18 protein-coding genes and 1 tRNA gene are annotated in these 22,980 nt (G+C 59.6%); 13 read left to right on the forward strand and 6 right to left on the reverse strand.

Annotation, left to right across the window (positions count from 1 at the left end):
- Window position 1 precedes the first annotated feature (1 nt).
- The 9 genes from BM229_RS01220 to choV all read left to right on the forward strand — a co-directional run bounded on the left by BM229_RS01220 (window position 2) and on the right by choV (window position 7,795).
- Entirely contained in the window at window positions 2-343 is a 342-nt protein-coding gene (locus BM229_RS01220; protein WP_093925891.1) for a Na+/H+ antiporter subunit C, read from the forward strand.
- Window positions 340-1,884, forward strand: a complete 1,545-nt coding sequence (locus BM229_RS01225) for a monovalent cation/H+ antiporter subunit D (RefSeq protein WP_093925892.1) — start codon at window positions 340-342, stop codon at window positions 1,882-1,884. Before BM229_RS01220 ends, BM229_RS01225 begins: the two co-directional genes overlap by 4 nt.
- Before the next feature lies 1 nt (window position 1,885).
- The gene (locus BM229_RS01230; RefSeq protein WP_093925893.1) at window positions 1,886-2,386 is read left to right on the forward strand and encodes a Na+/H+ antiporter subunit E; all 501 of its coding nucleotides are present in this window, start codon (window positions 1,886-1,888) and stop codon (window positions 2,384-2,386) included.
- Window positions 2,383-2,670 carry a K+/H+ antiporter subunit F gene (locus tag BM229_RS01235; protein WP_093925894.1) on the forward strand — a complete coding sequence of 96 codons (288 nt, stop codon included), beginning with the start codon at window positions 2,383-2,385 and terminating at the stop codon, window positions 2,668-2,670. The genes BM229_RS01230 and BM229_RS01235 overlap by 4 nt, the downstream gene beginning before the upstream one ends.
- Window positions 2,667-3,062, forward strand: coding sequence for a Na+/H+ antiporter subunit G (locus BM229_RS01240; RefSeq protein WP_093925895.1), 396 nt, complete (start codon window positions 2,667-2,669; stop codon window positions 3,060-3,062). The genes BM229_RS01235 and BM229_RS01240 overlap by 4 nt, the downstream gene beginning before the upstream one ends.
- Before the next feature lie 119 nt (window positions 3,063-3,181).
- On the forward strand, window positions 3,182-4,810 hold the full coding sequence (locus BM229_RS01245) for a caspase family protein (RefSeq protein WP_093925896.1): 1,629 nt from the start codon (window positions 3,182-3,184) through the stop codon (window positions 4,808-4,810).
- Window positions 4,811-4,938: 128 nt separating this feature from the next.
- Window positions 4,939-5,859 carry a choline ABC transporter substrate-binding protein gene (locus BM229_RS01250; RefSeq protein ID WP_093925897.1) on the forward strand — a complete coding sequence of 307 codons (921 nt, stop codon included), beginning with the start codon at window positions 4,939-4,941 and terminating at the stop codon, window positions 5,857-5,859.
- A gap of 86 nt (window positions 5,860-5,945) precedes the next feature.
- On the forward strand, window positions 5,946-6,779 hold the full coding sequence (gene choW, locus BM229_RS01255) for a choline ABC transporter permease subunit (RefSeq protein WP_093925898.1): 834 nt from the start codon (window positions 5,946-5,948) through the stop codon (window positions 6,777-6,779).
- The gene (gene choV, locus BM229_RS01260) at window positions 6,776-7,795 is read left to right on the forward strand and encodes a choline ABC transporter ATP-binding protein (protein ID WP_093925899.1); all 1,020 of its coding nucleotides are present in this window, start codon (window positions 6,776-6,778) and stop codon (window positions 7,793-7,795) included. Before choW ends, choV begins: the two co-directional genes overlap by 4 nt.
- Before the next feature lie 76 nt (window positions 7,796-7,871).
- Here the strand turns inward: choV and cueR are convergent, their stop codons facing one another.
- Entirely contained in the window at window positions 7,872-8,267 is a 396-nt protein-coding gene (cueR, locus tag BM229_RS01265) for a Cu(I)-responsive transcriptional regulator (RefSeq protein ID WP_093925900.1), read from the reverse strand.
- A gap of 9 nt (window positions 8,268-8,276) precedes the next feature.
- On the reverse strand, window positions 8,277-10,784 hold the full coding sequence (locus BM229_RS01270; protein ID WP_093925901.1) for a heavy metal translocating P-type ATPase: 2,508 nt from the start codon (window positions 10,782-10,784) through the stop codon (window positions 8,277-8,279).
- Between the two features lie 335 nt (window positions 10,785-11,119).
- Between BM229_RS01270 and BM229_RS01275 the strand changes: the two genes are divergently transcribed.
- Window positions 11,120-16,318, forward strand: coding sequence for a DUF11 domain-containing protein (locus tag BM229_RS01275; RefSeq protein ID WP_167360173.1), 5,199 nt, complete (start codon window positions 11,120-11,122; stop codon window positions 16,316-16,318).
- Window positions 16,319-16,366: 48 nt separating this feature from the next.
- On the opposite strand, the gene egtB is transcribed toward BM229_RS01275, so the two are convergent.
- Entirely contained in the window at window positions 16,367-17,629 is a 1,263-nt protein-coding gene (egtB, locus tag BM229_RS01280; RefSeq protein WP_093925903.1) for an ergothioneine biosynthesis protein EgtB, read from the reverse strand.
- Window positions 17,630-17,864: 235 nt separating this feature from the next.
- On the opposite strand from egtB, the gene purU reads away from it, so the two are divergent.
- Entirely contained in the window at window positions 17,865-18,749 is an 885-nt protein-coding gene (gene purU / locus BM229_RS01285; protein WP_093925904.1) for a formyltetrahydrofolate deformylase, read from the forward strand.
- Between the two features lie 150 nt (window positions 18,750-18,899).
- Here the strand turns inward: purU and BM229_RS01290 are convergent.
- Window positions 18,900-18,975: transfer RNA gene (locus BM229_RS01290), tRNA-Thr, on the reverse strand.
- A 127-nt stretch (window positions 18,976-19,102) separates the two neighbouring features.
- On the opposite strand from BM229_RS01290, the gene BM229_RS01295 reads away from it, so the two are divergent.
- A complete protein-coding gene (locus BM229_RS01295) occupies window positions 19,103-19,978 on the forward strand; it encodes a hypothetical protein (protein ID WP_093925905.1) in 876 nt (291 codons plus the stop codon).
- A gap of 3 nt (window positions 19,979-19,981) precedes the next feature.
- Here BM229_RS01295 and BM229_RS01300 read toward each other — a convergent pair whose 3' ends face one another.
- Entirely contained in the window at window positions 19,982-21,385 is a 1,404-nt protein-coding gene (locus BM229_RS01300) for a pyridoxal phosphate-dependent decarboxylase family protein (RefSeq protein ID WP_093925906.1), read from the reverse strand.
- A gap of 186 nt (window positions 21,386-21,571) precedes the next feature.
- On the opposite strand from BM229_RS01300, the gene hpaR reads away from it, so the two are divergent.
- The gene (gene hpaR / locus BM229_RS01305) at window positions 21,572-22,042 is read left to right on the forward strand and encodes a homoprotocatechuate degradation operon regulator HpaR (protein ID WP_317406076.1); all 471 of its coding nucleotides are present in this window, start codon (window positions 21,572-21,574) and stop codon (window positions 22,040-22,042) included.
- 13 nt (window positions 22,043-22,055) lie between these two features.
- On the opposite strand, the gene BM229_RS01310 is transcribed toward hpaR, so the two are convergent.
- Window positions 22,056-22,940 carry a 2-dehydro-3-deoxygalactonokinase gene (locus BM229_RS01310; protein ID WP_167360174.1) on the reverse strand — a complete coding sequence of 295 codons (885 nt, stop codon included), beginning with the start codon at window positions 22,938-22,940 and terminating at the stop codon, window positions 22,056-22,058.
- Window positions 22,941-22,980: the final 40 nt, after the last annotated feature.

The following is a 22,980-nucleotide window of genomic DNA, read 5'->3' on the forward strand; positions in this document are numbered from 1 at the left end:
AATGGAATTTCTCGTCGCTTCTGCCATCGGCATCCTGACGGCCTCTGGCCTGTATTTGGTGCTGCGTTTGCGGACTTTCCCCGTGATCATGGGCACCTCGCTGCTGACCTATGCGGTGAACGTGTTTCTCTTTGCATCGGGCCGTCTGACCGTAGGCGCGCCGCCGATCCTGACCGATGCTGCGCGCTACACCGATCCGTTGCCGCAGGCCTTGGTGCTGACGGCCATCGTTATTTCATTCGGCATGACCGCTGTGGTCGTCATGATCGCACTTGGTGCGTATTTGGGGGGCAATGACGATCACGTCGACGATCCCAGCACCGAGGCGGAGGAGCGCACATGACCCATTGGCTGATCCTTCCTATCGTGCTGCCCGCCTTTCTGGCACCGTTCATCGTGTTGGCGGCGCGGTATCACATCACCATCCAGCGGGTACTGTCGCTGTTTGGGGCGCTGGCGCTGGTCGTCGTCGGGCTTGGCCTCTCGGTCGAGGCATCTGACGGCACGGTGATGCTTTATCAACTCAGCGATTGGGCAGCACCCTTTGGCATCGTGCTGGTGGGCGACCGCCTGTCGACGCTGATGGTTACCCTGACCGCAGTGCTGGCGCTGTTCGTGCTGCTTTACGTTATCGGGTCGAAATGGGACGAACGCGGGCGGCATTTCCATGCGCTGTTTCAGTTCCAGTTGATGGGCATCATGGGCGCTTTCCTGACGGGCGACCTTTTCAACCTTTTCGTGTTTTTCGAAGTGCTGCTGATCGCTTCCTACGGGTTGATGATCCACGCCGGCGGTACGCCGCGTCTGCGGGCGGGGGTGCAATATGTGCTCTATAACCTCTTGGGCTCGACGCTGTTTCTCTTTGCGCTCGGGGCGATCTATGCCGAGACGGGGACGCTCAACATGGCCGATCTGGCGCAGCGGGTGGCCTTGATCGATGCAGGAGCGACCGTGGGTATCCGCATCGCAGCGGTGCTGCTCTTGATGGTATTCGCGGTCAAAGCCGCCGTGGTGCCGCTGCACTTCTGGCTGCCGTCGAGCTATGCCGAAGCGCCCGGCCCGGTGGCGGCGCTTTTCGCCATCATGACCAAAGTCGGCGCCTATGCGATCATCCGCGTCTATACGCTGATCTTCCCGCCCGAACTGGCCGCCACGGCGGACCTGCACACCATATGGCTGCTGCCTGCCGCGCTGCTGTCGCTGGCGCTTGGCATGATCGGGGTGCTCGCGGCCAAGCAGTTGGACCGTATGGTGGCGTTTTCCGTCATCGGGTCGATGGGCATGGTGATGATCTCAATCGCGCTGTTCACGCCCGAGGGGATCGCGGCAGCCCTTTACTATATCGTGCATTCGACATTGGCCGCGGGCGCGCTGTTCCTGATCGCCGATCTGGCGCGGGCAGGGCGGGACAACCTTGATCTGACGGCACAACCGCAGGTGGCGGGGGCCAAGCTGACCTCGGCCCTGTTCTTTGTCGCGGCCATCGCCATGGTCGGCGTGCCGCCGCTTTCGGGCTTTGTCGGTAAGCTGCTGATCATGGACGCCGCCACGCAGAGCGGGCTTTGGGTCTGGATCTGGGCCGTGATCTTGGGCGCGAGCCTTTTGAGCCTCGTCGGTTTTGGCCGCGCGGGCAGCGTCGTCTTTTGGAAGTCCCGTAGCGTCGCGCCCGAAGAGGGGGCCACCCCAGCCGAGGCGCCATCTGCGCTGAGCTATGTCGCGGTCGGCGGGCTGTTGGCCCTTCTGGTGGCGCATACGCTGATGGCGGGCCCGGCCACGCAATATGCCATGGCGATTTCAAATCAATTGTTCGGCCCAGAGCGTTACCTGACCACCGTGTTGGAGACCCCCGGCAAGTTGTCGGACGGCAAAGAGGAGGCCCATTGACATGATGCGACCTATCCGTTGGCTTTTGCCGCATCCGTTTCTGACCCTGCTGCTGACTGTCGTCTGGATTCTGCTGCAAAATGAATTCAGCGCTGGCATGGCGGTCTTTGGCCTGATCCTTGGGATCGTGATTCCGGTTCTGACCGCGCGTTGGTGGACCGACCGGCCTCACCGCATCCGCCCGATGCGCATGATCGCCTATGTGGCGCTGGTTCTGTGGGACATCATCATCGCCAATATCCAAGTGGCATGGATCATCTTGACCAAATCCAACGCCAGCATGTCGCCCGCTTGGGTTGTTGTGCCGCTTGACCTCAAAGAGCCGGAAGCCATCAGCATCCTAGCAGGGACCATCACACTGACCCCCGGCACCGTGTCGGCGGATCTGTCAGCCAACGGCCGCTACCTGCTGGTACACGCGCTTGACGCCACCGACCCCGATGCGGTGCGCGATGACATCAAAGACCGCTATGAACGCCGCTTGAAGGAGATCTTCGTATGACCCAAGCAAGTGATTTTCTGACCCTCACGCTTTACGGTGCGCTGACGCTGGTCGCCATCGCCCAGTTCATGGCGATGATCCGGCTGTGGATCGGCCCCGGCACCGGGGACCGCATTCTGGCGCTGGACACGATGTTCATCAACGCCATCGGCATCATCGTGCTTCTGGGCATCCTGCAGGGCACGCAGATCTATTTCGAGGCGGCGCTGATCATCGCCATGCTGGGTTTCGTCTCGACCGTGGCCTATGCCCGGTTCGTCTTGCGCGGAGATATAATCGAATGAGCCTCGACATCATCGCCACCTATGCCGTCGCTGTGTTGCTGATTATCGGCAGTTTCTTTGTCGTCGTCGCCGGGATCGGCCTGCTCAAGCTGAACGACCCGATGACCCGGCTGCACGCGCCGACCAAGGCTGCCACATTAGGCATCGGCGCCTATCTATTGGCAGCAATGGTCAGTTCCTTCCTGTCGGGATCGGGATCGCTGCATGAGTTGCTGATCATGGCCTTTATCTTTGTCACCGCGCCCGTTTCGGCCAATTTTATGGCCAAGGCGAATATCCACCGCCGGGACTGCCTGCCCAATCCGCCTGAATTGCCGGATGGGGATACTTGGGCCACGCTTAACGTGCCGGAAGAAGACCGCGAAATCGAAGAAGCACCGCCCAACGCTTGAGCCCCAGCGGCAAGGGGCAGATTCATTTCAAACTGTTACGATGGTGGAAACCTTTTCCTGCCAGCATAGGTTAATGGGCGGCGTCGCCCAACCGAAGCTGACCGAAAGGAGCCCGCCAAATGCGTCTAACTGCCATCCTGCTAATGCTGATCCTACCTCTTGCGGCAGCGGCCCAAGACCGTGTGGCGATGGTGATCGGCATGGCCGCCTATGAAGGCGCTGCGGTACCCGACGGACCACGCGAGGATGCCGCCGCCCTGACTGCCGCGCTTGAGGGGCAGGGATTTGATGTTACCACGCTGATTGATGCTGAAAGCGGGGCGCTTAAAAAAGAGCTTTCTGATTTCGCTTTTCAGGCGGAAACGGCGGATATCGCCGTGATCTATTATGCAGGTCGCCGGATCGCCTCGGGCGGGGAAAGTTATCTGATTCCAGTTGGTGCGCCTATGGCCCCGGCCTCTGCGCTTCGGGGCGAGGGGGTGGCTTTGCCAGCGCTGCTGCGCGCGGTGGGTAAGGCGCGCCAGATACGGCTCGTGGTGCTCGACAACTGCCATGCAGCCCCGCTTCGGTCGACATCGTCGCTGCCCCCGCCAGAGCCGCGCCAAGGCACGTTGGTCATCACATCCGGCGAGGTCGGATTTTGCGATGACAGCGGTCAAAGCCCGAGCATTTTCGCGGCCACATTGGCCGACGCATTGGCAGAACCAGAGGTAGAGATAGGCACCATGTTGGACCGATTCCGCGCCGATCTGCGCAGCCGTAGTGGTGGCAGGCTTTCTGTGCGCCGCTTTGGACGGCTGAACCCCATCCCGACCTTTATCGGCGGGGGCGAGCAGGCAGACGGATCAAACGGGCCGCGCCCCGCATGGTCGAGCCTGAGTGATGACCAAGCCGCAGATTTGGCGGGTTTTGCACAGCGGGGGGATACCCGATCTCAGCTTGGACTGGCTGCGATCCTGAGCGATAAGGACGACCCGCGGTATGACCCGCAAACCGCTGCGGAACTCCTTAAACGGGCCGTGGCAACCGGATCGCCCGAGGCGCGATTTCAACTGGCGCAGCTTTACGAACAGGGTCTGGGCGTTGCACAGGATCAGGGGCGTGCCCTTCAGCTTTACCAAGCAGCGGCCGAACGGGGGCATGCTGCTGCTCTGAACGATTTGGGCTTCATTTATCTACAGGGCGCATTGGGGCAGCAGGCCAACTCCGAACTGGCGCTGGATTATTTTCATCGCGCAGCCGATAGGCGACACCCGGCGGCCATGTTCAACTTTGCCGCGATGATCGACGATGGCAAAGTGTCTGGACGTGGGCCGGCGGATGCGGCGCTTTATCTTTATCGCTCGCTGCGGGCGGGGGACGGCACCCTGCTGGGGCTGATGCATGATGAGCCCAAACTGTTCAACAGCGAGACCCGCAAAGCCCTGCAACGCAAGCTTTCGGATTTCGGGTTCTATGAAGGTGCGATCGACGGGCTATATGGTGCCGGAACCCAGGCCGCAATCCGTGCGGCCTTCGGCGTGGCTCCAGAGGGACCACAGGAAGAAGTCCCTGAAACCATTGGGGAAACACAAGAGGATAAGCCGGCAGAAGCGCTTGTGTCAGACCCTGCCCCTTCTGAGGGGACGGCTCCCCAAGAGCGCGCCACTTCAGCCGAAGAACCCCCTGAAATAGACGCCGAGCCTGAGCCCGGCGCGGATGAAAATGTCACCCCGGTTCTACGCCCCAAACAGGCCGCGCGGGGGTGAGTTTTGAAACAAGTAGTATTGCTTTTTGCCCTCCACTAAGTTGGCAAAATTAATCCGGTTGCAATATTGCGGCCGATGGCTTTTGATTGGCGCATCAGTCAATAAAAACTTCTCTGGGGAGAACACCAATGAAAAAACTGCTTATGACATCCGCTCTGGCGACGGTCGCCGCGACCTCGCTGGCCGCTGCTGAATGCAACGAAGTCACCTTCTCTGACGTGGGCTGGACCGACATCACAGCGACAACCGCCGCCGCCTCTGTTGTGCTGGACGCGCTTGGCTATGATACCGAGACCAAGATCCTTGCCGTGCCAGTGACCTACACCTCCATGGCGTCGGGCGACATCGACGTGTTTCTGGGCAACTGGATGCCCACCATGGAAGGCGACATCGCGAAGTACCGCGAAGAGGGCAGCGTCGACACCGTGCGCGCCAACCTTGAAGGCGCGAAGTACACGCTGGCTGTGAACAAAGCCGCCGCCGACATGGGCATCAAAACCTTCGCCGACATCGCCGCCAACGCGGATGCGTTGGAAGGTGAAATCTATGGCATCGAGCCCGGCAATGACGGCAACCGTCTGATCCAGTCGATGATCGACGAGAATGCATTTGATCTGGGCGAGTTTGAGGTCGTTGAATCCTCCGAGCAAGGCATGCTGGCCCAAGTGCAGCGTGCCACCCGCAAAGAAGAGCCCGTTGTCTTCCTCGGTTGGGAACCGCACCCGATGAACGCCAACTTCGATCTGACCTATCTGGAAGGCGGCGATGACTACTTCGGCCCCGATCTGGGTGGTGCAACAGTCTATACCAACACCCGCGCCGGTTTTGTTGAGGAATGCCCGAACCTTGGCAAATTCCTGAACAACCTCGAGTTCACGCTGGCCATGGAGAATGAGATCATGGGTGCGATCCTTGATGACGGCGAAAAGCCGGAAGAGGCGGCCGCCGCTTGGATCAAAGCGAACTCCGACGTGCTGGGCACTTGGCTGGACGGTGTGACCACCGTCGACGGTGGCGATGCGATGGAAGCTGTCGCTTCGCTGAAGTGATCATCGCGATATGATGGAAAAGACCCGCCCCAACGCGATGGGGCGGGTCATTCTCATGCGCAATTCTCCAATCCTGAAGGACTGACATGGACTGGCTGACAGAAAACAAGATCCCCGTGGCCGATGTGGCCGAAGACGCGCTGGATTGGTTGCAAACGAACGGGGCGTGGTTCTTTGACGGGCTGTCGGACCTGATGGAACGGCTGATCGAGGCGATCCTCTGGGTGCTGCAAACCCCGCATCCGCTGATCCTGATCGCCGTCTTCGCCGCGATCACTTGGGGCATCCAGCGCAACTGGAAAACCGTGGCCTTTGTGGTGCTGGGTTTCCTGTTCATCCTCAACCAAGACTACTGGGAAGAGACGATGGAGAGCCTGACGCTCGTGCTCTCGGCCTGTGTGGTCTGTATGGGCGTGGGCGTGCCGATTGGTATCGCCGTGGCGCATCGGCCCCGGCTTTATGCATGGGTGGCCCCGGTCTTGGACCTGATGCAGACGCTGCCGACTTTCGTCTATCTGATCCCTGCGATTGTGTTCTTCGGTATCGGCATGGTGCCGGGGCTGATCGCCACGGTGATCTTCGTGCTGCCCGCGCCGATCCGGTTGACGCAATTGGGCATCTCTTCGACCCCCAAGGCGCTTTTGGAGGCCGCGCAGGCCTTTGGTGCCAAACCGCGCCAGACACTGTGGAAGATCGAGCTGCCCTATGCGCTGCCGCAGATCATGACGGGTCTGAACCAGACCATCATGCTGTCGCTGTCGATGGTGGTGATCGCCGCACTTGTCGGGGCAGATGGCTTGGGCGTGCCGGTGGTGCGTGCCTTGAACCAAGTGAACACAGGCTTGGGATTTGAATCCGGGTTGGTGATCGTCGTCGTGGCGATCATGCTCGACCGTATCCTGCGGGTGGGACGGAAATGAATAAAGCAGTAGAATTCGACAACGTATCCATCGTCTTTGGCGACAAGCCTGAAAAGGCTCTGCCGCTGATGGACGAAGGCCAAAGCCGCGCCGAGATTGAATCGGCGACGGGGCAGGTGCTGGGCGTGCATGACTGCTCGCTCACCGTTGAGAATGGCGAAATCCTCGTGCTGATGGGGCTTTCGGGCTCGGGCAAGTCGACGCTTTTGCGCGCGGTGAATGGGCTCAACCCAATGGTGCGCGGCACGGTGCATGTGCATGAGGAAAACTGGTCTTGCGACATTCATGCTAGCAATGCCGCCGAGCTGCGCCGCGTGCGCCGGGAATGCGTGTCGATGGTGTTTCAGCAGTTCGGCCTGCTGCCATGGCGCACGGTGCGCGACAATGTGGCGCTTGGGTTGGAACTGTCGAATGTCCCCAAGGCCGAGCGGTTGGAGCGGGCAGAGCGGCAGTTGAAACTGGTGAGCCTCAGCGATTGGGCCGACCGCAAGGTGGGCGAGCTTTCGGGGGGGATGCAGCAGCGTGTGGGCCTTGCCCGCGCCTTTGCCACCGAAGCGCCGATCTTGCTGATGGATGAGCCATTCTCGGCGCTCGACCCGCTGATCCGCACGCGGCTGCAGGATGAGCTGTTGGACCTGCAGCGCGAGTTGAATCGTACGATCATCTTCGTGAGCCACGACCTTGATGAAGCCTTCAAGCTGGGCGGGCGCATTGCCATTATGGAAGGCGGGCGGATTGTGCAGATCGGCACCCCGCGTGAAATCTTCTCGAACCCCGCTTCGGACTATGTGGCGGAGTTCGTGGCCAATATGAACCCGCTGGAGGTTCTGACCGCGCGCGACGTGATGGGCGCGGATGATGGTGCTGCCACCCAAGGCGAGACCACAGCCGAGACCCCGGTGCGCGAATTGATGGACCGTCTGCGTGGTGCCGATGCCGCGATTGCCGTCATGGAAGACGGCGCTCAGATCGGGACGGTCACCGCGCATAGTATCGTGGACCGTCTCAAAGCCTAGGCTTTGGTCTGACTTGAACGCAAAAAGGCGCCGCCCAGATTGGCTGGGCGGCGCCTTTTTGTATCTAGAGCGATGGTTAGGACGCCGTGGCCGTGCCAAGCGTCTTTAGTATCGGACAATCGGGACGATCGTCCCCTGCGCAATTATGGACCAGCGTGCTCAGCGTGTCGCGCATCTCTTGCAGGCCGCTGATCTTGGCTTCGATCTGCGCCAGATGCTCTTCGGCAATCGTGCGCACGTCGGCACTGGCGCGGTTCTTATCCTCCCAAAGCGCCAGCAGGTTGCGGCAATCCTCAATGCTGAACCCCAAGGTTCTGGCGCGGCCCAGAAAGGAGAGCTTGTGCATCTCGCTTTCCCGGAAGGCACGGTAGCCGTTCGCGTCGCGCAGCGGTTTGACCAGCCCGATATCCTCGTAATAGCGGATGGTTTTCGGCGGCAGGCCCGTGTGTTGTGAGACTTCTCCAATGTTCATAATGCGCTCCTATTCTGCGGCCACGGGGGCGGCGGCCCGTGGTTCTTTTTCTGGGGTGGCGTTTTCGGCCAAGGGGGCTGCGATCCAGCGCAGGCGCAGCGCGTTGCTGAGGACGAAAACGCTCGACAATGCCATCGCCCCGGCGGCCAGCGCGGGCGACAAGAGCCAGCCGGTCAGCGGATAGAAGGCACCCGCCGCCACCGGGATCAGCAGCACGTTATAGCCAAAGGCCCAAAAGAGGTTCTGACGGATATTGGCCATGCTGCGCTGGCTCACATCGATGGCATTGACCACGCCGCGCAGGTCGCCCGACATCAGCACCACATCTGCGGCCTCAATCGCCACATCGGTGCCGGTGCCGATGGCAAGCCCCACATCGGCCTGCGCCAAGGCAGGTGCATCGTTAATGCCGTCGCCAACGAAGGCGATGCGGTTGCCGCCCTCTCTCAACTTGTCGATGGCGGCCACTTTGCCATCCGGCAGCACTTCGGCGACGACCCTATCAATGCCCAGTTGCGCCGCGATAGCGTCTGCGGTGCCCCGGTTGTCACCAGTGATCATCGCTACATCAAGACCAAGGTCGTGCAGCCCCGCGATGGCTTCTGGCGTGCCGGGTTTGATCGGATCGGCCACGGCGATCACAGCGGCGAGTTTCCCGTCCAAAGCGGCATAGAGCGGGGTTTTCCCGGCCTTCGCCATCTCTGACGCGATCCGCCCGGTGTCGCACAAACCAATCCCGTCGCGAATCATCAGGCGGTCCGCACCCAAGGTAACCTTACGGCCCATGACCGTCGCGCTGACGCCAAAACCAGTGTGGGATTGGAAGTCGCTGACCTCGCCGGGCACAGGGCCCGCAGCTTCTGCCCGCCGCAGGATCGCTTGGGCGATGGGGTGTTCCGAGCGCGCCTCGACCGCGCCGATCAGGGGCAGCACCTCATCTTCGGTCAGGTCGTCCATCAGCACCAGATCGGTGAGTTCGGGCTTGCCCTTGGTCAGCGTGCCGGTCTTGTCCAGCGCCACGGTCTTGACGCCTTGCAGGCTTTGCAGCGCATCGCCCTGACGGAAGAGCACGCCCAATTGCGCCGCGCGTCCGGTGCCCACCATGATGGAGGTCGGTGTGGCCAGACCCATCGCACAGGGGCAGGCGATGATCAGCACCGCCACCGCCGCCACCAAGGCGTGGCTGAGCGAGGGGCCGAAGGCGAGCCAGACCCCAAAGGTCACCAGCGCCACGGCAATCACGGCGGGAACGAACCACAGGGTGATGCGATTGACCAAGTCTTGAATGGGCAGCTTTGCACCTTGCGCCTCTTCGACCATGCGGATGATCTGCGCCAGCATCGTGTCGCCGCCGACTTTGGTCGCGCGAAACGTAAGGCTGCCGGTGCCATTGACCGTGCCGCCGACAACCTCTGTGCCCATGGCTTTCTCAACCGGGACAGGCTCGCCCGTGATCATGCTTTCATCGACGTAGGATTGGCCCTCGACAACTACGCCGTCGGTGGCGATCTTTTCGCCGGGACGCAGGTGGATGATGTCGCCCGCAATGATTTCATCAATGGGCAGTTCAATGACCGCGCCGTCCCGTTCGACCCTTGCGCTGCTGGCGCGCAGGCCCATCAGTTTGGCAATCGCCGCCCCGGTGCGCCCCTTGGCGCGGGCCTCAAGATAGCGGCCCAGCAAGATCAGCGTCACAATCATTGCCGCGGCTTCGAAATAGACCACGCGGCTGCCTTCCGGCAGTAGTCCCGGCGCAAAAAGGGCGGTCACCGAAAAGAGCCACGCCGCCCCTGAGCCGAGTGCCACCAGCGAGTTCATATCCGGCGCGCCTTTCAACAAGGCAGGCAGACCCTTGCTATAGAAATGTCGTCCGGGCCAAGCCAAAACGAGGGTGGTTAGGGCAAACTGAACGAACCAACTTGTCGCCATCCCGATGTTTTCAGCGATCCAAGTGTGGAACGCCGGGATCAGGTGGCCGCCCATTTCAAGCAAAAAGACGGGTAGGGTTAATAAGGCTGCCAGTACGGTCATTTGTCGGAGGTGCGTCGCCTCTGCTTCCTTTCGGGTTGCCGCATCGGGGCTGCCTGCATCTTGCGTGTCGACGGCTGCGAGATAGCCTGCCTGCGCCGCTGCATCATGCAGGGTGGACAGCAGATTTGCGTCCTCCAAAACCTCGACTTGGGCCTCTTCGCTGGCAAGGTTGACGGAGGCCGAGATCACGCCCGGCACCGCAAGAAGGGCCCGTTCCACACGGCCCACGCAGGACGCGCAGGTCATATTGGACAGCCTCAAACGATGCGTAGCCGTGCGGGCAGGGTAACCTGCCTGTCTCAATGCAGCCGCGACTTTTGCCGCATCGAACCCCGGTGCCGTCGCGATCCGCACATTTTCTGCCGCGAGGTTCACCCGCACATCGTGCACCCCGTTAACCGTGTTCAGCGCCTTTTCCACCCGTCCAACACAGGACGCGCAGCTCATGTTTTGCACGCCAAAAGTGAGTGTATCTGTCTTGTCCATTTCGGGCTCTCTTTTCGTTGTTTTCCCAAAAATGGGGTTTCCAGTTGCTGGAAGGTCAAGGCCTAAACCTGAAAAAGATTGCGGGGGCAGAAAGGATTGCGAATCATTGTGAATGATCTGCTGAACCCCACAAGATCTGCGCCAGGCCATGCAGTACTTTGGAAAATGCTATCTATTCTTTTGAGTAAGCGCTCTGCCCATCGCGCCGCCACTATGGCTTGAAGCATATCTTAATACCTTCCTGCGCAACTGATCCCAACTCGCTTTGTCGGTAGGCTGTTTCAAAAGTAGTGGGCATAGAAATGCATTTTAAGTTTCATCTGATTGGTCTGTTCTTGACGCGCATTCTGCAGGGGGTGGCCGTCAGTCTCCGCTGGTGCGTTTTAAAAGCGCCCCTGCTGCGGTTGATCTTTGCCACGCTTTTGTCGCTCTTGCCGCTTTCGCTGGCGACACGGGCCGCGCTTGCGCAGCAATTGATCCTTAACCCTGTTGGTTTGCCCGCCGTGGTTGGCGCCGGGGTTGGGGAGCGGGCATTGTGGTCCAACGCGGGCACTGTCGGCGGTGTCGCTGTCGATATCGTGGCCGAGATGGCCTTCGCGGGCCGGGACCATGTATTCACCACCGGTAATGGACAGATCCAGATTACGTCGAGGGGGCAAGATCCACATTTTGTGGATTTTTACCTCTATGAGGCGGGTACCCATAACCTCACGACCAACTCCGGCGGCGTGCCAGTGGTGGCCGATGTTTTCTTTCAGATCAATGACATTGACGGGCCACTGAACGAGCAGGTTTATGTGAATATCTGCGAAGGCTCGGTCGAATTCGTCCGGATTGACCGAGGTGCAACAACCTATCGCGGCTATATCGAAGGGCCGGATGCGAACCTTGGGACGGAGGTTTTCTACCTCGCTGGAGATCGTCCTTATAGCAACCAACCGGTGTCCGGGCTTGAGATTTTCTACCCGCAGGTCTCCACTTTCAACTTTGGCCGTACCGCGAACAATGGCTTCCTCGTGCTGCTTTCCAATCCGACCTATGATGAAGCGCAGACCTATGACCTTCAATGCGGCGACTTCAAAGCGCCGCTGTTGCAGGACGATCTAAAAGAGCAGGTCTTGGGGGAGCCGGTCGTGGTGAACATCTTGTTCAACGACAGTGTCGCGACCGAAAACAACAATGCCCCTGCCAATAATTCCGGTGAGCCGAGCGAATACGCCAAACAGGCCATTGACCTGATTCCTCCGACCGGCGCGCTGAATGTCGTAACCGATTCCCAAGGGCACCGCGTTGGATTTGAGGTGCTGGGCGAAGGGACATGGAGCTATGACGACCTAACCGGAGAGCTGACCTTTACGCCCTTCGCGGCCTTCTTTGCAGCGCCGACGCCGATTAATTATCGTTACCAATCACCCATCATCCTACCCAGTGAACCGCAGGCCTATTCCGCCCCTGCGGAGGTCTCGATCGATGTGGGATCTGTCGGTCTGCTAAAGTTGGCGCAATTGGTGGATTTAAACTTGAACGGCTATGCCGATGCAGGCGAAACGATTGCTTATGTCTTTACGGCTGAGAACTTTGGCAATGTCGATCTGACCAATGTGCAACTGCAAGAGACGCAGTTCAGCGGCAAAGGGGTACAGCCCGTCATCACCTTTCAGGCTGCGACATCCTTGTCCCCCGAAGGCACGCTTTTGGTCGGTGAAAGGGCCGTCTATACCGCGACCTATACGCTGGTGCCCGAAGATCTGGACACCACGATTACAAACCAAGCAGAGGTGACAGCCCAGACGCCGGGTGGAACAAATGTGTCTGATCTGTCAGACTCGGAAAATCCCGGCGATGGGGATGGCACCCCCTCAAACGGCCCAGGTGAAGGGCGCGATGATCCGACGACGATCTACGCTGGCTCTGGTCCTGATCGGGGCGATGCGCCGATCACCTATGGCGACCCCCAGCATGCCGACACCGCCCAATATTGGATTGGTGCGCTCAACGGTGATGGGGACGGTTCGCCGCAGCATTCCATTGATGGGTCCGGCGATGATCTAGACGGCACAGACGACGAAAGCGAAGAGGCATTTCCCCAGCTTTACGGGGATCTGACCCGCACGGTGACCGTGGCCGTGAATGAGCCTACGCCCGGCAACGGATATCTTCAGGCATTCGTTGATTTCGGCGGAGATGGCATCTTCGTTGGCGATCAGGTTGCGACCAATATCCAAGATGGCGGCCCGCAGGACCTTGACGGAGCGGTAAATGGTCAGATTTCCTTCCCAGTAAGCGTTCCGGTGACAGCCGTGCTGACGCCGACATTCGTCCGCTTGCGCTGGTCCTCGGCGATTGGGCTGGATGCCATCATTGCTGCCCCGGATGGGGAAGTCGAAGACTATGGCATTACCATCAAGACACCGCCTGACGCCGACCGTGGCGATGCCCCGGCGAGCTATGGCGATCCGCAGCACATCATTGAAGGCCCCGGCGCACCAGAAATCTATCTGGGGAACAATCCGCCGGATATTGATCTGCTGCCGCAAAACTCGGTTGGGGCCACGGGCGATGATGTTAATGGATCGGATGACGAAGACGGGGTAGTTTTGCCGCAGTTCTATCGTGGCGGGCTGGCGGAGATTACAGTTACTGTCAGCGATCTAAGCGGCGCAGCGAGATCGTCTTATCTGCAAGCGTTCATCGATTTCAACGGGGATGGCACCTTTGCGCAAGCCGGGGAACAGGTGGCCCTGAATCTGCAAGATGGCGATTTGCTTGATAAGGATGGCTCAACCAATGGGTCGATCCTTTTCGAGGTGGCGGTGCCGGCCAATGCCACGACCTTGCCAACCTATGCCCGTTTCCGCTGGTCAACAGACACTACAGGGCTTGTCACCGCCTTTGAGGGAGAGGTGGAAGACTATCAACTTATCATTTCCAACGATCCGCCGCCTTTGACCTGCGATGCATCACTTTACGCGGTGGTCGATAGCCCTTCGGCCCTCGTGCGAATGACTTTTCGAGATAGTGGCGGCAGCTATTCAACAACCGTGGATTCCTCAGGCTCTATCGGGGCTAACCGGGATGGGGCATGGGGGTATAACGCGCTGGATGGCTATATCTATGGCGTGGATCAGGGCACCCGTAGGCTCTACCGGATCGACGGTGCGGGTAACATCACCAACTTCGGCGATATTTTCGGCGCGAGTGCTGCGCGCAATGCGGGCGATATTCTGCCCAATGGTCGAATGATCTATGAAGCGGGCGCGACCACATGGCAGATCGTGGATTTGACCAATCCTGCCGCGCCTGTTGCCGTAGGGCAGATAAGTCTCAACATCAGCGTTAACCCGGACGATATCGCCTACAATCCAGTTGACGGCATCATGTATGGGATTGATCAAAACTCAGGCTTTCTGTTCCGCGCCGCGGTCAATAACGGCGCCCCGAGTAATGTGACACCCCAAGCAATTGGACCGGCTATCTATGCTGGCGTATTCGATGCGCTCTGGTTTGACGGCGACGGTAGGCTTTATGGCTACTCGAACACCACCAACAACCTTTTCGTCATTTCCACTACCACGGGTGCGGCGCAGTTAATCTCAACCGTCGCCTTTGACGAAGGTGGGCGCAGCGATGGCATCTCTTGCCGGGGGCCAGCACCAATCCCCTTGGGCGGGATTTCGGGCAATATCTATGAGGACGCAGATGCCTCTGATGTAAGGGACAATGGTGAGACCAATCTCGGGGCGGGCGTGGGCATTTCGATCTATGACGATAACGGCACGCCGGCCAATATCGCAGATGATGTGTTTCTTGTCACGACCGACACGGCGGCCGATGGGACATATGCGGTGGGCGACCTTCTGGTCAGCACCACCTACCGCGTTGCGCTTGATGAGGCTGACCCTGATCTGCCTTCTGGGGCGACAATCGGCACGTCAAATCCACTGATCGGGGTTGGGGTTTCAGGCAATAGCTTCACCACTGACCAAGACTTCGGATTTGACCCGGCGGGCAGTGACCTTGAGCTCAGCAAGATCGCCGCTGCAACCGGCACCACGACGCCGATCACCAACGTATCAGAAGGCGACACGATTGACTGGATCATCACAATCACCAATGTCAGCGGTGGCTCACCTTCTGGTGTGAAAGTAATTGACCAGATTCCCAGCGGATTTGCCTATGTCTCTGACGATGCGCCGTCGACTGGGGATACGTATGATCCCGACACCGGATTGTGGTTTGTGGATGAATTGCTCAGTGGGACCAGCGAAACCCTCACTATCACGACCACCGTGCTTGGCAGCGGTGACTTCACCAATCAGGCCGAAATCATCTATAGTTCTCTGCCGGACCCGGACAGTGATCCAACCACCGGGCCGTTGACCGACGACCTTTTCGACCAACTGCCCGATGATGACGAAGCATCTTATTCCGTGAACCTCGTCACCGGAGAGCGGATCATGTCGGGCCGTGTCTTTATTGACAATGGGGCAGGCGGCGGCACCGCGCATGATGCTTTGCTGAACGGCAGCGAAGGCGGGGTGTCATCGGCGGTTTTGGAAATTCTAGACAGCGGTGGCGCGGTGCTGGCGACACCTGGCGTGGCGACGGACGGTACATGGAGCTATGGTCTCTCAGGCGCCTACAATGGGGAAATCACGATCCGCGCAATTCCGGCCAATGACTACCGCGCGATATCTGAGGCAACGACCGATCTGCCCGATCTTGTTAATACCAACCCGCATGATGGTGAATTCACTTTTACGCCCGAAGCCTTTGGCAATCGCATGGGGTTGGACATTGGACTTCTGAAACTGCCCAGCTTGACGAATGACCGGACAACGACCGTCGCACAGGGCCAAGTGGCAACCTTACCGCATATCTATACCGCCACGTCTGAAGGGCAGGTGACATTCTCCTACGCAGGTGCCACTTCGACACCGACCGGTGCCTTTAGCGCGGCGCTCTATCAAGACGTCGGTTGTGACGACAGTCTGGATGGGCCAATCACCGGCCCCATCGCAGTCACCACCGGGCAAACCATCTGCATCGTATCGCGTGTTTCTGCAGGCTCGGGCGCTGGGCAGGGCAGCACCTATGTCTATCAGGTTCTGGCGGCGACGGCGTTCGCCCGCACCACGGTGACAAGTTCTGCCGGCAATACCGATGAAATCTCTGTCGGGGGGCAGTCCACACAGATCGAGCTGCGCAAAACGGTTGAGAATGAGACCCAAGGGACGGTTGAAGGCACCACTAATCTTGGCGGAGTAAATGATATCCTGCTCTACCGGATTTATCTGCGCAACAATGCGATCACGCGGGCGTCGAACGTAAAGATCTATGACATGACCCCGCCCTATACGAGCCTGTCTGAACCCATTGTCGACCCGCAGCAGGTTTCGCCCAACCTTAACTGCAATCTGGTGCGCCCTGCGAGCAATGTAGCAAACTATGCAGGCGCGATTGAATGGAATTGCATAGGTGAGATGTTACCAGGTGAAACCGGCGCGGTGCGGTTCCGGGTTGGGATACAGTAGATCGACTGGACGTTAGCCGGGGCGCTTTATGCCCCGGCGCATCCGCGCTTAGCCCACATCGCGGGCCAAGCGCAGACCCATCATTTGCCAGCGCTGATGGGGGTAGAAAAACGTTCGGTAGCTGGGGCGCAGTTGATCCTTTGGCGTGGCACAAGAACCGCCGCGTAGCACCCGCTGATTGACCATGAACTTACCGTTGTATTCGCCCAATGCGCCCTCAGGTGGCCGGAAACCGGGGTAGGGGCCAAAGTCAGAGGCGGTCCATTCCCAAACGTCGCCCCAAATGCCTTTGCCCGGCAGGGGCCGCAGCGCGCCGAGGTCATTCGCATCGCCCATCAAATTACCGCTGATCGGCACATCGCAAAACGCGACCTCATGTTCTGCCTCGGTGGGTAAACGGCCTCCGGCCCACCGCGCAAAGGCCTCTGCCTCATAATAGCTGACGTGCACAACCGGCGCATCAAGGGCAACGGGTTGCGCCCCACGCAGGCTAAAGGTCCACCATGTGCCGTCCTGCGGCCACCAATAGAGCGGATGCTCCCAGCTTTCGCGCTGCGCCACCGCATGGCCTTCCATCAGCCACAGCCGCGCATCACTATAGCCGCCATCCTCCATGAAGGCGATCCATTCACGGTTGGTCACTGGGCGGTCAGCGATTTCAAACGGGTCCAGCCACACCTTGTGCCGCGGCCCTTCGCAATCATAGGCAAAGCCGCGCCCCTCATGGCCAATCTTAATCAGCCCGCCTGCGTGTCGGGTAAAATTCAACGGGGTTTCATCGGTCACCGCCAGCGGCTCGGGGTCTTTATAGGTGGGCAAAAGAGGGTTGAAGCTCAGCCCATGCAACAGGTCGGTGATCAAAAGCTCTTGGTGCTGCATTTCGTGGTGGCAGCCCAGTTCCACCAGTTGCGCGATCTCATCCGTGTCGGCGCGGTTGGCATTCATCAGGTCGTTCAAGCTGTTTTCCACATGGTCGCGATAAGCCCGCACAGCATCTCCGTCGGGGCGCGACACCAGCCCCCGTTTGTCGCGGGCATGGCGGGGCCCGGCTTGCACGTAGTAGGAATTGAAAAGCAAGGCGAAACGGTCATCGGGCGACATGTACTCAGGCAGCCGAGGTTTGAGGATGAATTCCTCAAAGAACCACGTCGTATGGGCCAGATGCCATTTGACCGGCGAGGCGTCCTCCATGCTTTGCAGCATCATATCTTCAGGACATAGCGGCGCTGCCAAGGCCTGCGTCCGGCTGCGGGTGGCGGTAAAGAGGTTCAAAGCCTCATTGGGGGACATCGGCAGGGGGGTGGCGTTCATCTTAGGCGCTCCTTTGGTGGTCCGCGGGCAGGTTCCACTATGGGCAAACTTAAGGCCGACGCGTAGATTTCAAGCGATCACACTGGCTCACCATTCGGTATAGCGCCGTTTCGGCCCCGGCAGAGCGCAGCATGGCTTGCCTTTCCCGCGCTGACCCGGCACTCGGTTCTTGCGTAAACGCGCAGAGGTTCCGCGCCTGACCACGCCCCGTACAAAAGCCCCCAAGGATCGCCCCATGACCAAGTTCTGCCTGACCGTTACCTGCCCCTCAAAGCGGGGGATTGTTGCCGCGATTGCCAATTATATCGCTGAAACCGGCTGCAATATCACCGACAGCGCGCAGTTCGACGATGCGGATAACGGCCAGTTTTTCATGCGCATTAGTGCCGAGGCCGAAACCGGTGCGACGCTTGAGGCATTGCGCGAAGGCTTCGCTGCGGTCGCCCAGCCCTTTGCCATGAATTATGAGTTCCATGACCAAGATACCACGATGAAGGTCGTCATCATGGTCTCGCGCTTTGGTCACTGTTTGAACGATCTGCTTTATCGGGTCCGCATCGGCGCCTTGCCGATCGAGATCGTCGCGGTGATTTCAAACCACATGGATTACCAAAAGGTGGTGGTGAACCACGATATTCCATTCCACTGCATCAAAGTGACCAAGGACAACAAGCCGCAGGCTGAGGCGCGGATCATGGAGATTGTGGAAGAAACCGGCGCGGAGTTGATCGTGCTGGCCCGCTACATGCAGATCTTGTCGGATGCAATGTGTCAGAAAATGTCGGGCCGGATCATCAATATCCACCATTCCTTTCTTCCGTCATTCAAGGGGGCGAACCCCTACAAACAGGCCTATGAGCGCGGCGTGAAGCTGATCGGCGCGACCTCGCATTACGTAACTGCTGATCTGGACGAGGGCCCGATCATTGAGCAAGACATCGTTCGGATCACCCAATCGCAAAGCGCGTCTGACTATGTGTCGCTGGGCCGTGATGTCGAAGCGGGCGTCTTGGCGCGGGCGATTCATGCCCACGCTCACCACCGTGTATTCATGAATGGCAATAAAACCGTGGTCTTCCCAGCTTCGCCGGGCAGCTACAGCTCCAAACGTATGGGGTAAGGGCAGGCGGCCCCGCGTTTGATCGCGGGGCATGCTGCTTTGGCAGCGCAGATTAATGGTGACAAGGCAGTTGACCGCGATTGGGCGGCGACGCATGCGAAGTTATCTGCTGCGAGCGATAGATAATTATCGTTAATCTATTTGGAGAAGTGGTGCCCCCACACGGACTCGAACCGCGGACCTACTGATTACAAATCAGTTGCTCTACCAGCTGAGCTATAGGGGCACTGAGGGCTCATTTAGAGAAATGGCGCGGGGGGTGCAAGAGGGGAATTGCCGGATTCTTTCGGATTTTACACGGGGCACGCGACGGGCTATTCAACGCCAAGGTTTTAGCGGTTGAGCGGAGTATTATGCAGCTCGTTTTACACACAGGCGTCCATTTTACAGAGGACGAGCGGCTGCTGAAATGCCTGCTGCGCAACCAAGATGACTTTGCCAAGGCGGGGATCAGGGTGCCGGGGCCCAGCACCTATCGCAACCTGTTTCGCGACACACTCAATGCGATGCACAAAACCGAGCCTTCGGATGTGGCGCGCGATGTGTTGCTGGATGCGATTCTGGATGATGGCAAGGCCGATCGGGTAATTCTGTCGGACGCCAATTTCTTCCGCTCGCCTGCGACGGCGTTGAAAGAAGGGGTGCTTTACCCCGCCGCGGCTGTGCGGATGCGGCGCATGACCCGGCTCTTCCCAGATGATGAGATCAGCATCTTCATGGCGATCCGAAACCCCGCGTCGCTGGTGCCGATGCTTTATGAAAAAGCGGCGGATAAGACATCGGCAGCATTCTGGGGAGAGCGGGGGCCGACAGACCTGCGGTGGTCGGAAACGATCCAACAGTTGCGCGAAATGGCGCCAGAGATTCCGATCACCATTTGGTGCAACGAAGATACGCCGCTGATCTGGGCGCAGATAATCCGCGAGATGGCTGAATTGGCACCAGAGACCAAAATCAAAGGCGGCTTTGATCTGCTGCAATCCATCATGTCCGAAGAGGGGATGCGGCGTTTCCGCGGCTATGTTGATACCCACCCCGAGATGTCCGAGGCGCAGAAGCGGCGGGTTATCATCGCTTTCCTCGACAAATACGCGCTAGAGGAAGAAATTGAAGAGGAGCTCGACATGCCCGGTTGGACCGAGGAGCTGGTCGAGCAGATGACGGCACTCTATGACGCGGATGTCGAGATTATCCGCGCCATGCCGGGGGTTACCCTGATCGCGCCCTAAGGTTCAGCCCGCGCCTGCCAATTCGGTGATCACCTCATAGGCCATCGCCACATCCTCGGCCGTGGCGGTGAAGGCGCCTGCCTGAAAGCGGATCACCAATGCCCCGTCGATACGGGTTTGGGTCAGGTAGATGCGGCCGTCATCGTTGATGCGATTGAGCAGGTCTTGGTTATGCGCATCAAGGTCTGCGGTCGCAAGATGACGGAAGGTGAATAGCGACAGCATTGGCTGGGTCACGATCTCAAACCCGTCTGTTTGTTCCAGCCGTTTCGCCAGATCTTGCGCCCATGTCACATGGTTGCGGATCAGTTCACGCAGGCCTTCCAACCCATGGGCCCGGATCAGAAACCACAGTTTTAGCGCCCGGAAGCGACGGCCCAGTGGGACTGACCATTCGGAATAATTCACGATCCCATCTGCGCCGTGGGTTTTAAGATATTCAGGTTGGATCGCCAGCGTACGGACAAGATCGTCGGGATTGCGCAGGAAGTGGGTCGTGCAATCAAACTGCGCGCCCAGCCATTTATGCGGGTTCATCACAACGGAATCGGCACGTTCCACCCCGGCCCACAGGGCGCGAAACTCAGGGCAGATCATCGCAGACCCGGCCCAGGCGGCATCAACATGGGTGGAAAGCCCCTCGGCTTCGGCCACATCCATCACAGCAGCGATGTCATCGCTGGCACCCGCGCTGGTGCCGCCGGTGCAGGCGATAATCCCCGCAGGCAAATGCCCCGCAGCGCGGTCAGCTACGATGGCGTTGCGCAGCGCATTCGTGTCCATCGCGCGTGTCGGGCCGTGGGTGGGGATGCGCACAAGGTTCTCTTCGCCCAAGCCCGCAATCCAAATGGCCCGGTCGACCGACGTGTGCACCTCTGCCGAGCAATAGACCCGCAAGCGCGGCTGCCCAGAAAGCCCCGCTTTGTTGCCCTGCCAGTCCAGTGCCCGTTCGCGCATGGTCAGTACGGCACAAAGCGTGGCGGAACTGGCGCTGTCTTGGATCACACCCGTAAAACCATCCGGCAGACCGATCGCCTGGCGCATCCAGTCGCAAACGCGGGTCTCTAGCTCTGTCGCCGCCGGAGAGGTCTGCCACAGCATGCATTGCGCTGCGATGGCAGAGACGAAATACTCTGCCAAAACCGAGACGGGGGCGGCGTTGGCGGGAAAATAGGCAAAGAATCGAGGATGTTGCCAATGGGTCATGCCGGGCATGATGGTTTGCTCGAAATCGTCAAAGATCGCCTGCATCGCCTCGGCCCCCTCGGGCGGCGTGTCGGGCAGAGCAGAGAGCACCGCGCCGGGGGCGACCTGCGCGCGCACCGGCTGGCTGCGCAGGCCCGCGTGATAATCTGCGGCCCAATCAGCCGCGCGGCGGCCCCAGTGACGGAAATCTTCCCAGTTCATCCGCGGCTCCCGTGGCTTTTGATCTTGGTCCTAATGCGCATTTTTCGCCCCTTGTTGTTGTATTGTCTCACTATTGTTCCGCTCCGCATCACCCCTTCAAGAATGGCGCCGCAGCGGTTATGGTGATCGTCACGCCCTTAGGGGCGGTGTTTGACTTGGTAAGTAGCGATCAGGAAACCGTCAAGAATGGCCACAATGCCCCCCCTGCGCCGCACGGCCCGCTCCCTGCCGATAGCGCTGTTGCGCGCGCGCGAAAGGGTGATGGGCCCGATCCGGGAAATTCTGAACGAAAGCGGCATCTCGGAACAGAAATTCCGGGTGCTGCGTGTCGTTGAGGAATCCGGCCCAATGGAGCAAACAGCGCTCGCGCAGCAGGCCTGTCTGCTGCTGCCGAGCCTGACACGCATGTTGCGCGCGATGGAGGAAGAGGGGCTGCTGAGCCGTGCCAGTGATCCAGATGATGGGCGCAAATCCATCGTCACGATCACCGATCAGGGCCAACAGATTTTGCAAGACCACGCGGGCGATGCCGCGGCGCTATTTTCCGATTTCGAGGCCCGTTTTGGCAAGCAGCGGATGGAAGACCTGCTGGATATGCTCGAAGACCTCGTTAATCTGGATATGCAGAAAAAGACCGACGGGCAAAAGAAAGACTAACGGGGAAGGGCGCTTAGCTCCCGTTTGCCGCACGCCGTACCGCGCAGATCCCTGCCAACGCCATCCGGTTGCCATCCGCCTCAGTCGCGGGTGCACCCTGTTGTGACAAGGCCCGTAGATACAACCGCGCCTCGGTGCCTGCGCCGATCACCGCCAAAGTTTGCCCCAGCCAATAGGGCCGTGCCGCTGCCAGTTCCGCACCAATCAAGGTGCCAGCCAAACGCGCCTGTGCCGTGGGAGGGGGGATCTCTCCCAACGTAAGGTCAGCGCGAATAGACGAAAGCCGCGCGGCCAACCGTTCAGGGCGCGATAACCCGTCGCTCAGGGCTTCGTCAAAGGCCGTATCGTCCAGCGCCGTGTCATTGGCGGGGGCTGCCTCTCCCAGACGGCCGGCCAACTCACCGGTGAGGAAGGTCTGAAAGCTGACGATCTCGCCCGCACTGACTTGCGCCCAAACCGATGTCATGCCCGGCAGGCAGATGACCCCATCCCAATCTTTGTTAAGGCTGAGAAACCCCGCGATCCGCGTTTCGGCCCCTTGAAGCAAACCGCTTGGCGCGTGCTGGCGCAGGGGCGGGATGACCTGAAGCGCGAAGTTCTCGGTCGTGCAGGGCGTGGTGGTAGGGGCGGTTGCATCGCAGGGCACCGGACGCGGCGCAGCATTGGACCACCCTCCGGCGCGCAATCCGGCGATGAAGACGGGCAGGCGGGGAAGCTGCCATGGTGCGATGAGGCATTTGAGCGCGGCGTCGAACGCTTCAATGCTGTCCGTCACGCGGGGTGCGTCGATGTTTGCAGTAGCACTCTCTAGCACCGAACTGCCCTGCATCACCCAAACCGTAAGGCTGCCGTCTTGGCAATCTGCCGCCAACCATTCTGCTGCTGCTACGTTTGTCATCGCGCTGCCCCTCTGAGTGAATTGCCCATACCGCATAGGG

The sequence above is a fragment of the Sulfitobacter dubius genome, from assembly GCF_900113435.1.
Taxonomy (GTDB): Bacteria; Pseudomonadota; Alphaproteobacteria; order Rhodobacterales; family Rhodobacteraceae; genus Sulfitobacter; species Sulfitobacter dubius.

Bases quoted from the DNA above. Each gene is read 5' to 3' on its own strand.
- BM229_RS01270 (WP_093925901.1), bottom strand. From the start codon at position 10,784: ATGGACAAGACAGATACACTCACTTTTGGCGTGCAAAACATGAGCTGC.
- cueR (WP_093925900.1), bottom strand. From the start codon at position 8,267: ATGAACATTGGAGAAGTCTCACAACACACGGGCCTGCCGCCGAAAACC.
- BM229_RS01225 (WP_093925892.1), top strand. From the start codon at position 340: ATGACCCATTGGCTGATCCTTCCTATCGTGCTGCCCGCCTTTCTGGCA.
- BM229_RS01245 (WP_093925896.1), top strand. From the start codon at position 3,182: ATGCGTCTAACTGCCATCCTGCTAATGCTGATCCTACCTCTTGCGGCA.
- BM229_RS01250 (WP_093925897.1), top strand. From the start codon at position 4,939: ATGAAAAAACTGCTTATGACATCCGCTCTGGCGACGGTCGCCGCGACC.
- BM229_RS01300 (WP_093925906.1), bottom strand. From the start codon at position 21,385: ATGAACTGGGAAGATTTCCGTCACTGGGGCCGCCGCGCGGCTGATTGG.
- choW (WP_093925898.1), top strand. From the start codon at position 5,946: ATGGACTGGCTGACAGAAAACAAGATCCCCGTGGCCGATGTGGCCGAA.
- egtB (WP_093925903.1), bottom strand. From the start codon at position 17,629: ATGAACGCCACCCCCCTGCCGATGTCCCCCAATGAGGCTTTGAACCTC.
- BM229_RS01220 (WP_093925891.1), top strand. From the start codon at position 2: ATGGAATTTCTCGTCGCTTCTGCCATCGGCATCCTGACGGCCTCTGGC.
- BM229_RS01230 (WP_093925893.1), top strand. From the start codon at position 1,886: ATGATGCGACCTATCCGTTGGCTTTTGCCGCATCCGTTTCTGACCCTG.
- BM229_RS01295 (WP_093925905.1), top strand. From the start codon at position 19,103: ATGCAGCTCGTTTTACACACAGGCGTCCATTTTACAGAGGACGAGCGG.
- BM229_RS01310 (WP_167360174.1), bottom strand. From the start codon at position 22,940: ATGACAAACGTAGCAGCAGCAGAATGGTTGGCGGCAGATTGCCAAGAC.
- choV (WP_093925899.1), top strand. From the start codon at position 6,776: ATGAATAAAGCAGTAGAATTCGACAACGTATCCATCGTCTTTGGCGAC.
- hpaR (WP_317406076.1), top strand. From the start codon at position 21,572: ATGGCCACAATGCCCCCCCTGCGCCGCACGGCCCGCTCCCTGCCGATA.
- BM229_RS01240 (WP_093925895.1), top strand. From the start codon at position 2,667: ATGAGCCTCGACATCATCGCCACCTATGCCGTCGCTGTGTTGCTGATT.
- purU (WP_093925904.1), top strand. From the start codon at position 17,865: ATGACCAAGTTCTGCCTGACCGTTACCTGCCCCTCAAAGCGGGGGATT.
- BM229_RS01235 (WP_093925894.1), top strand. From the start codon at position 2,383: ATGACCCAAGCAAGTGATTTTCTGACCCTCACGCTTTACGGTGCGCTG.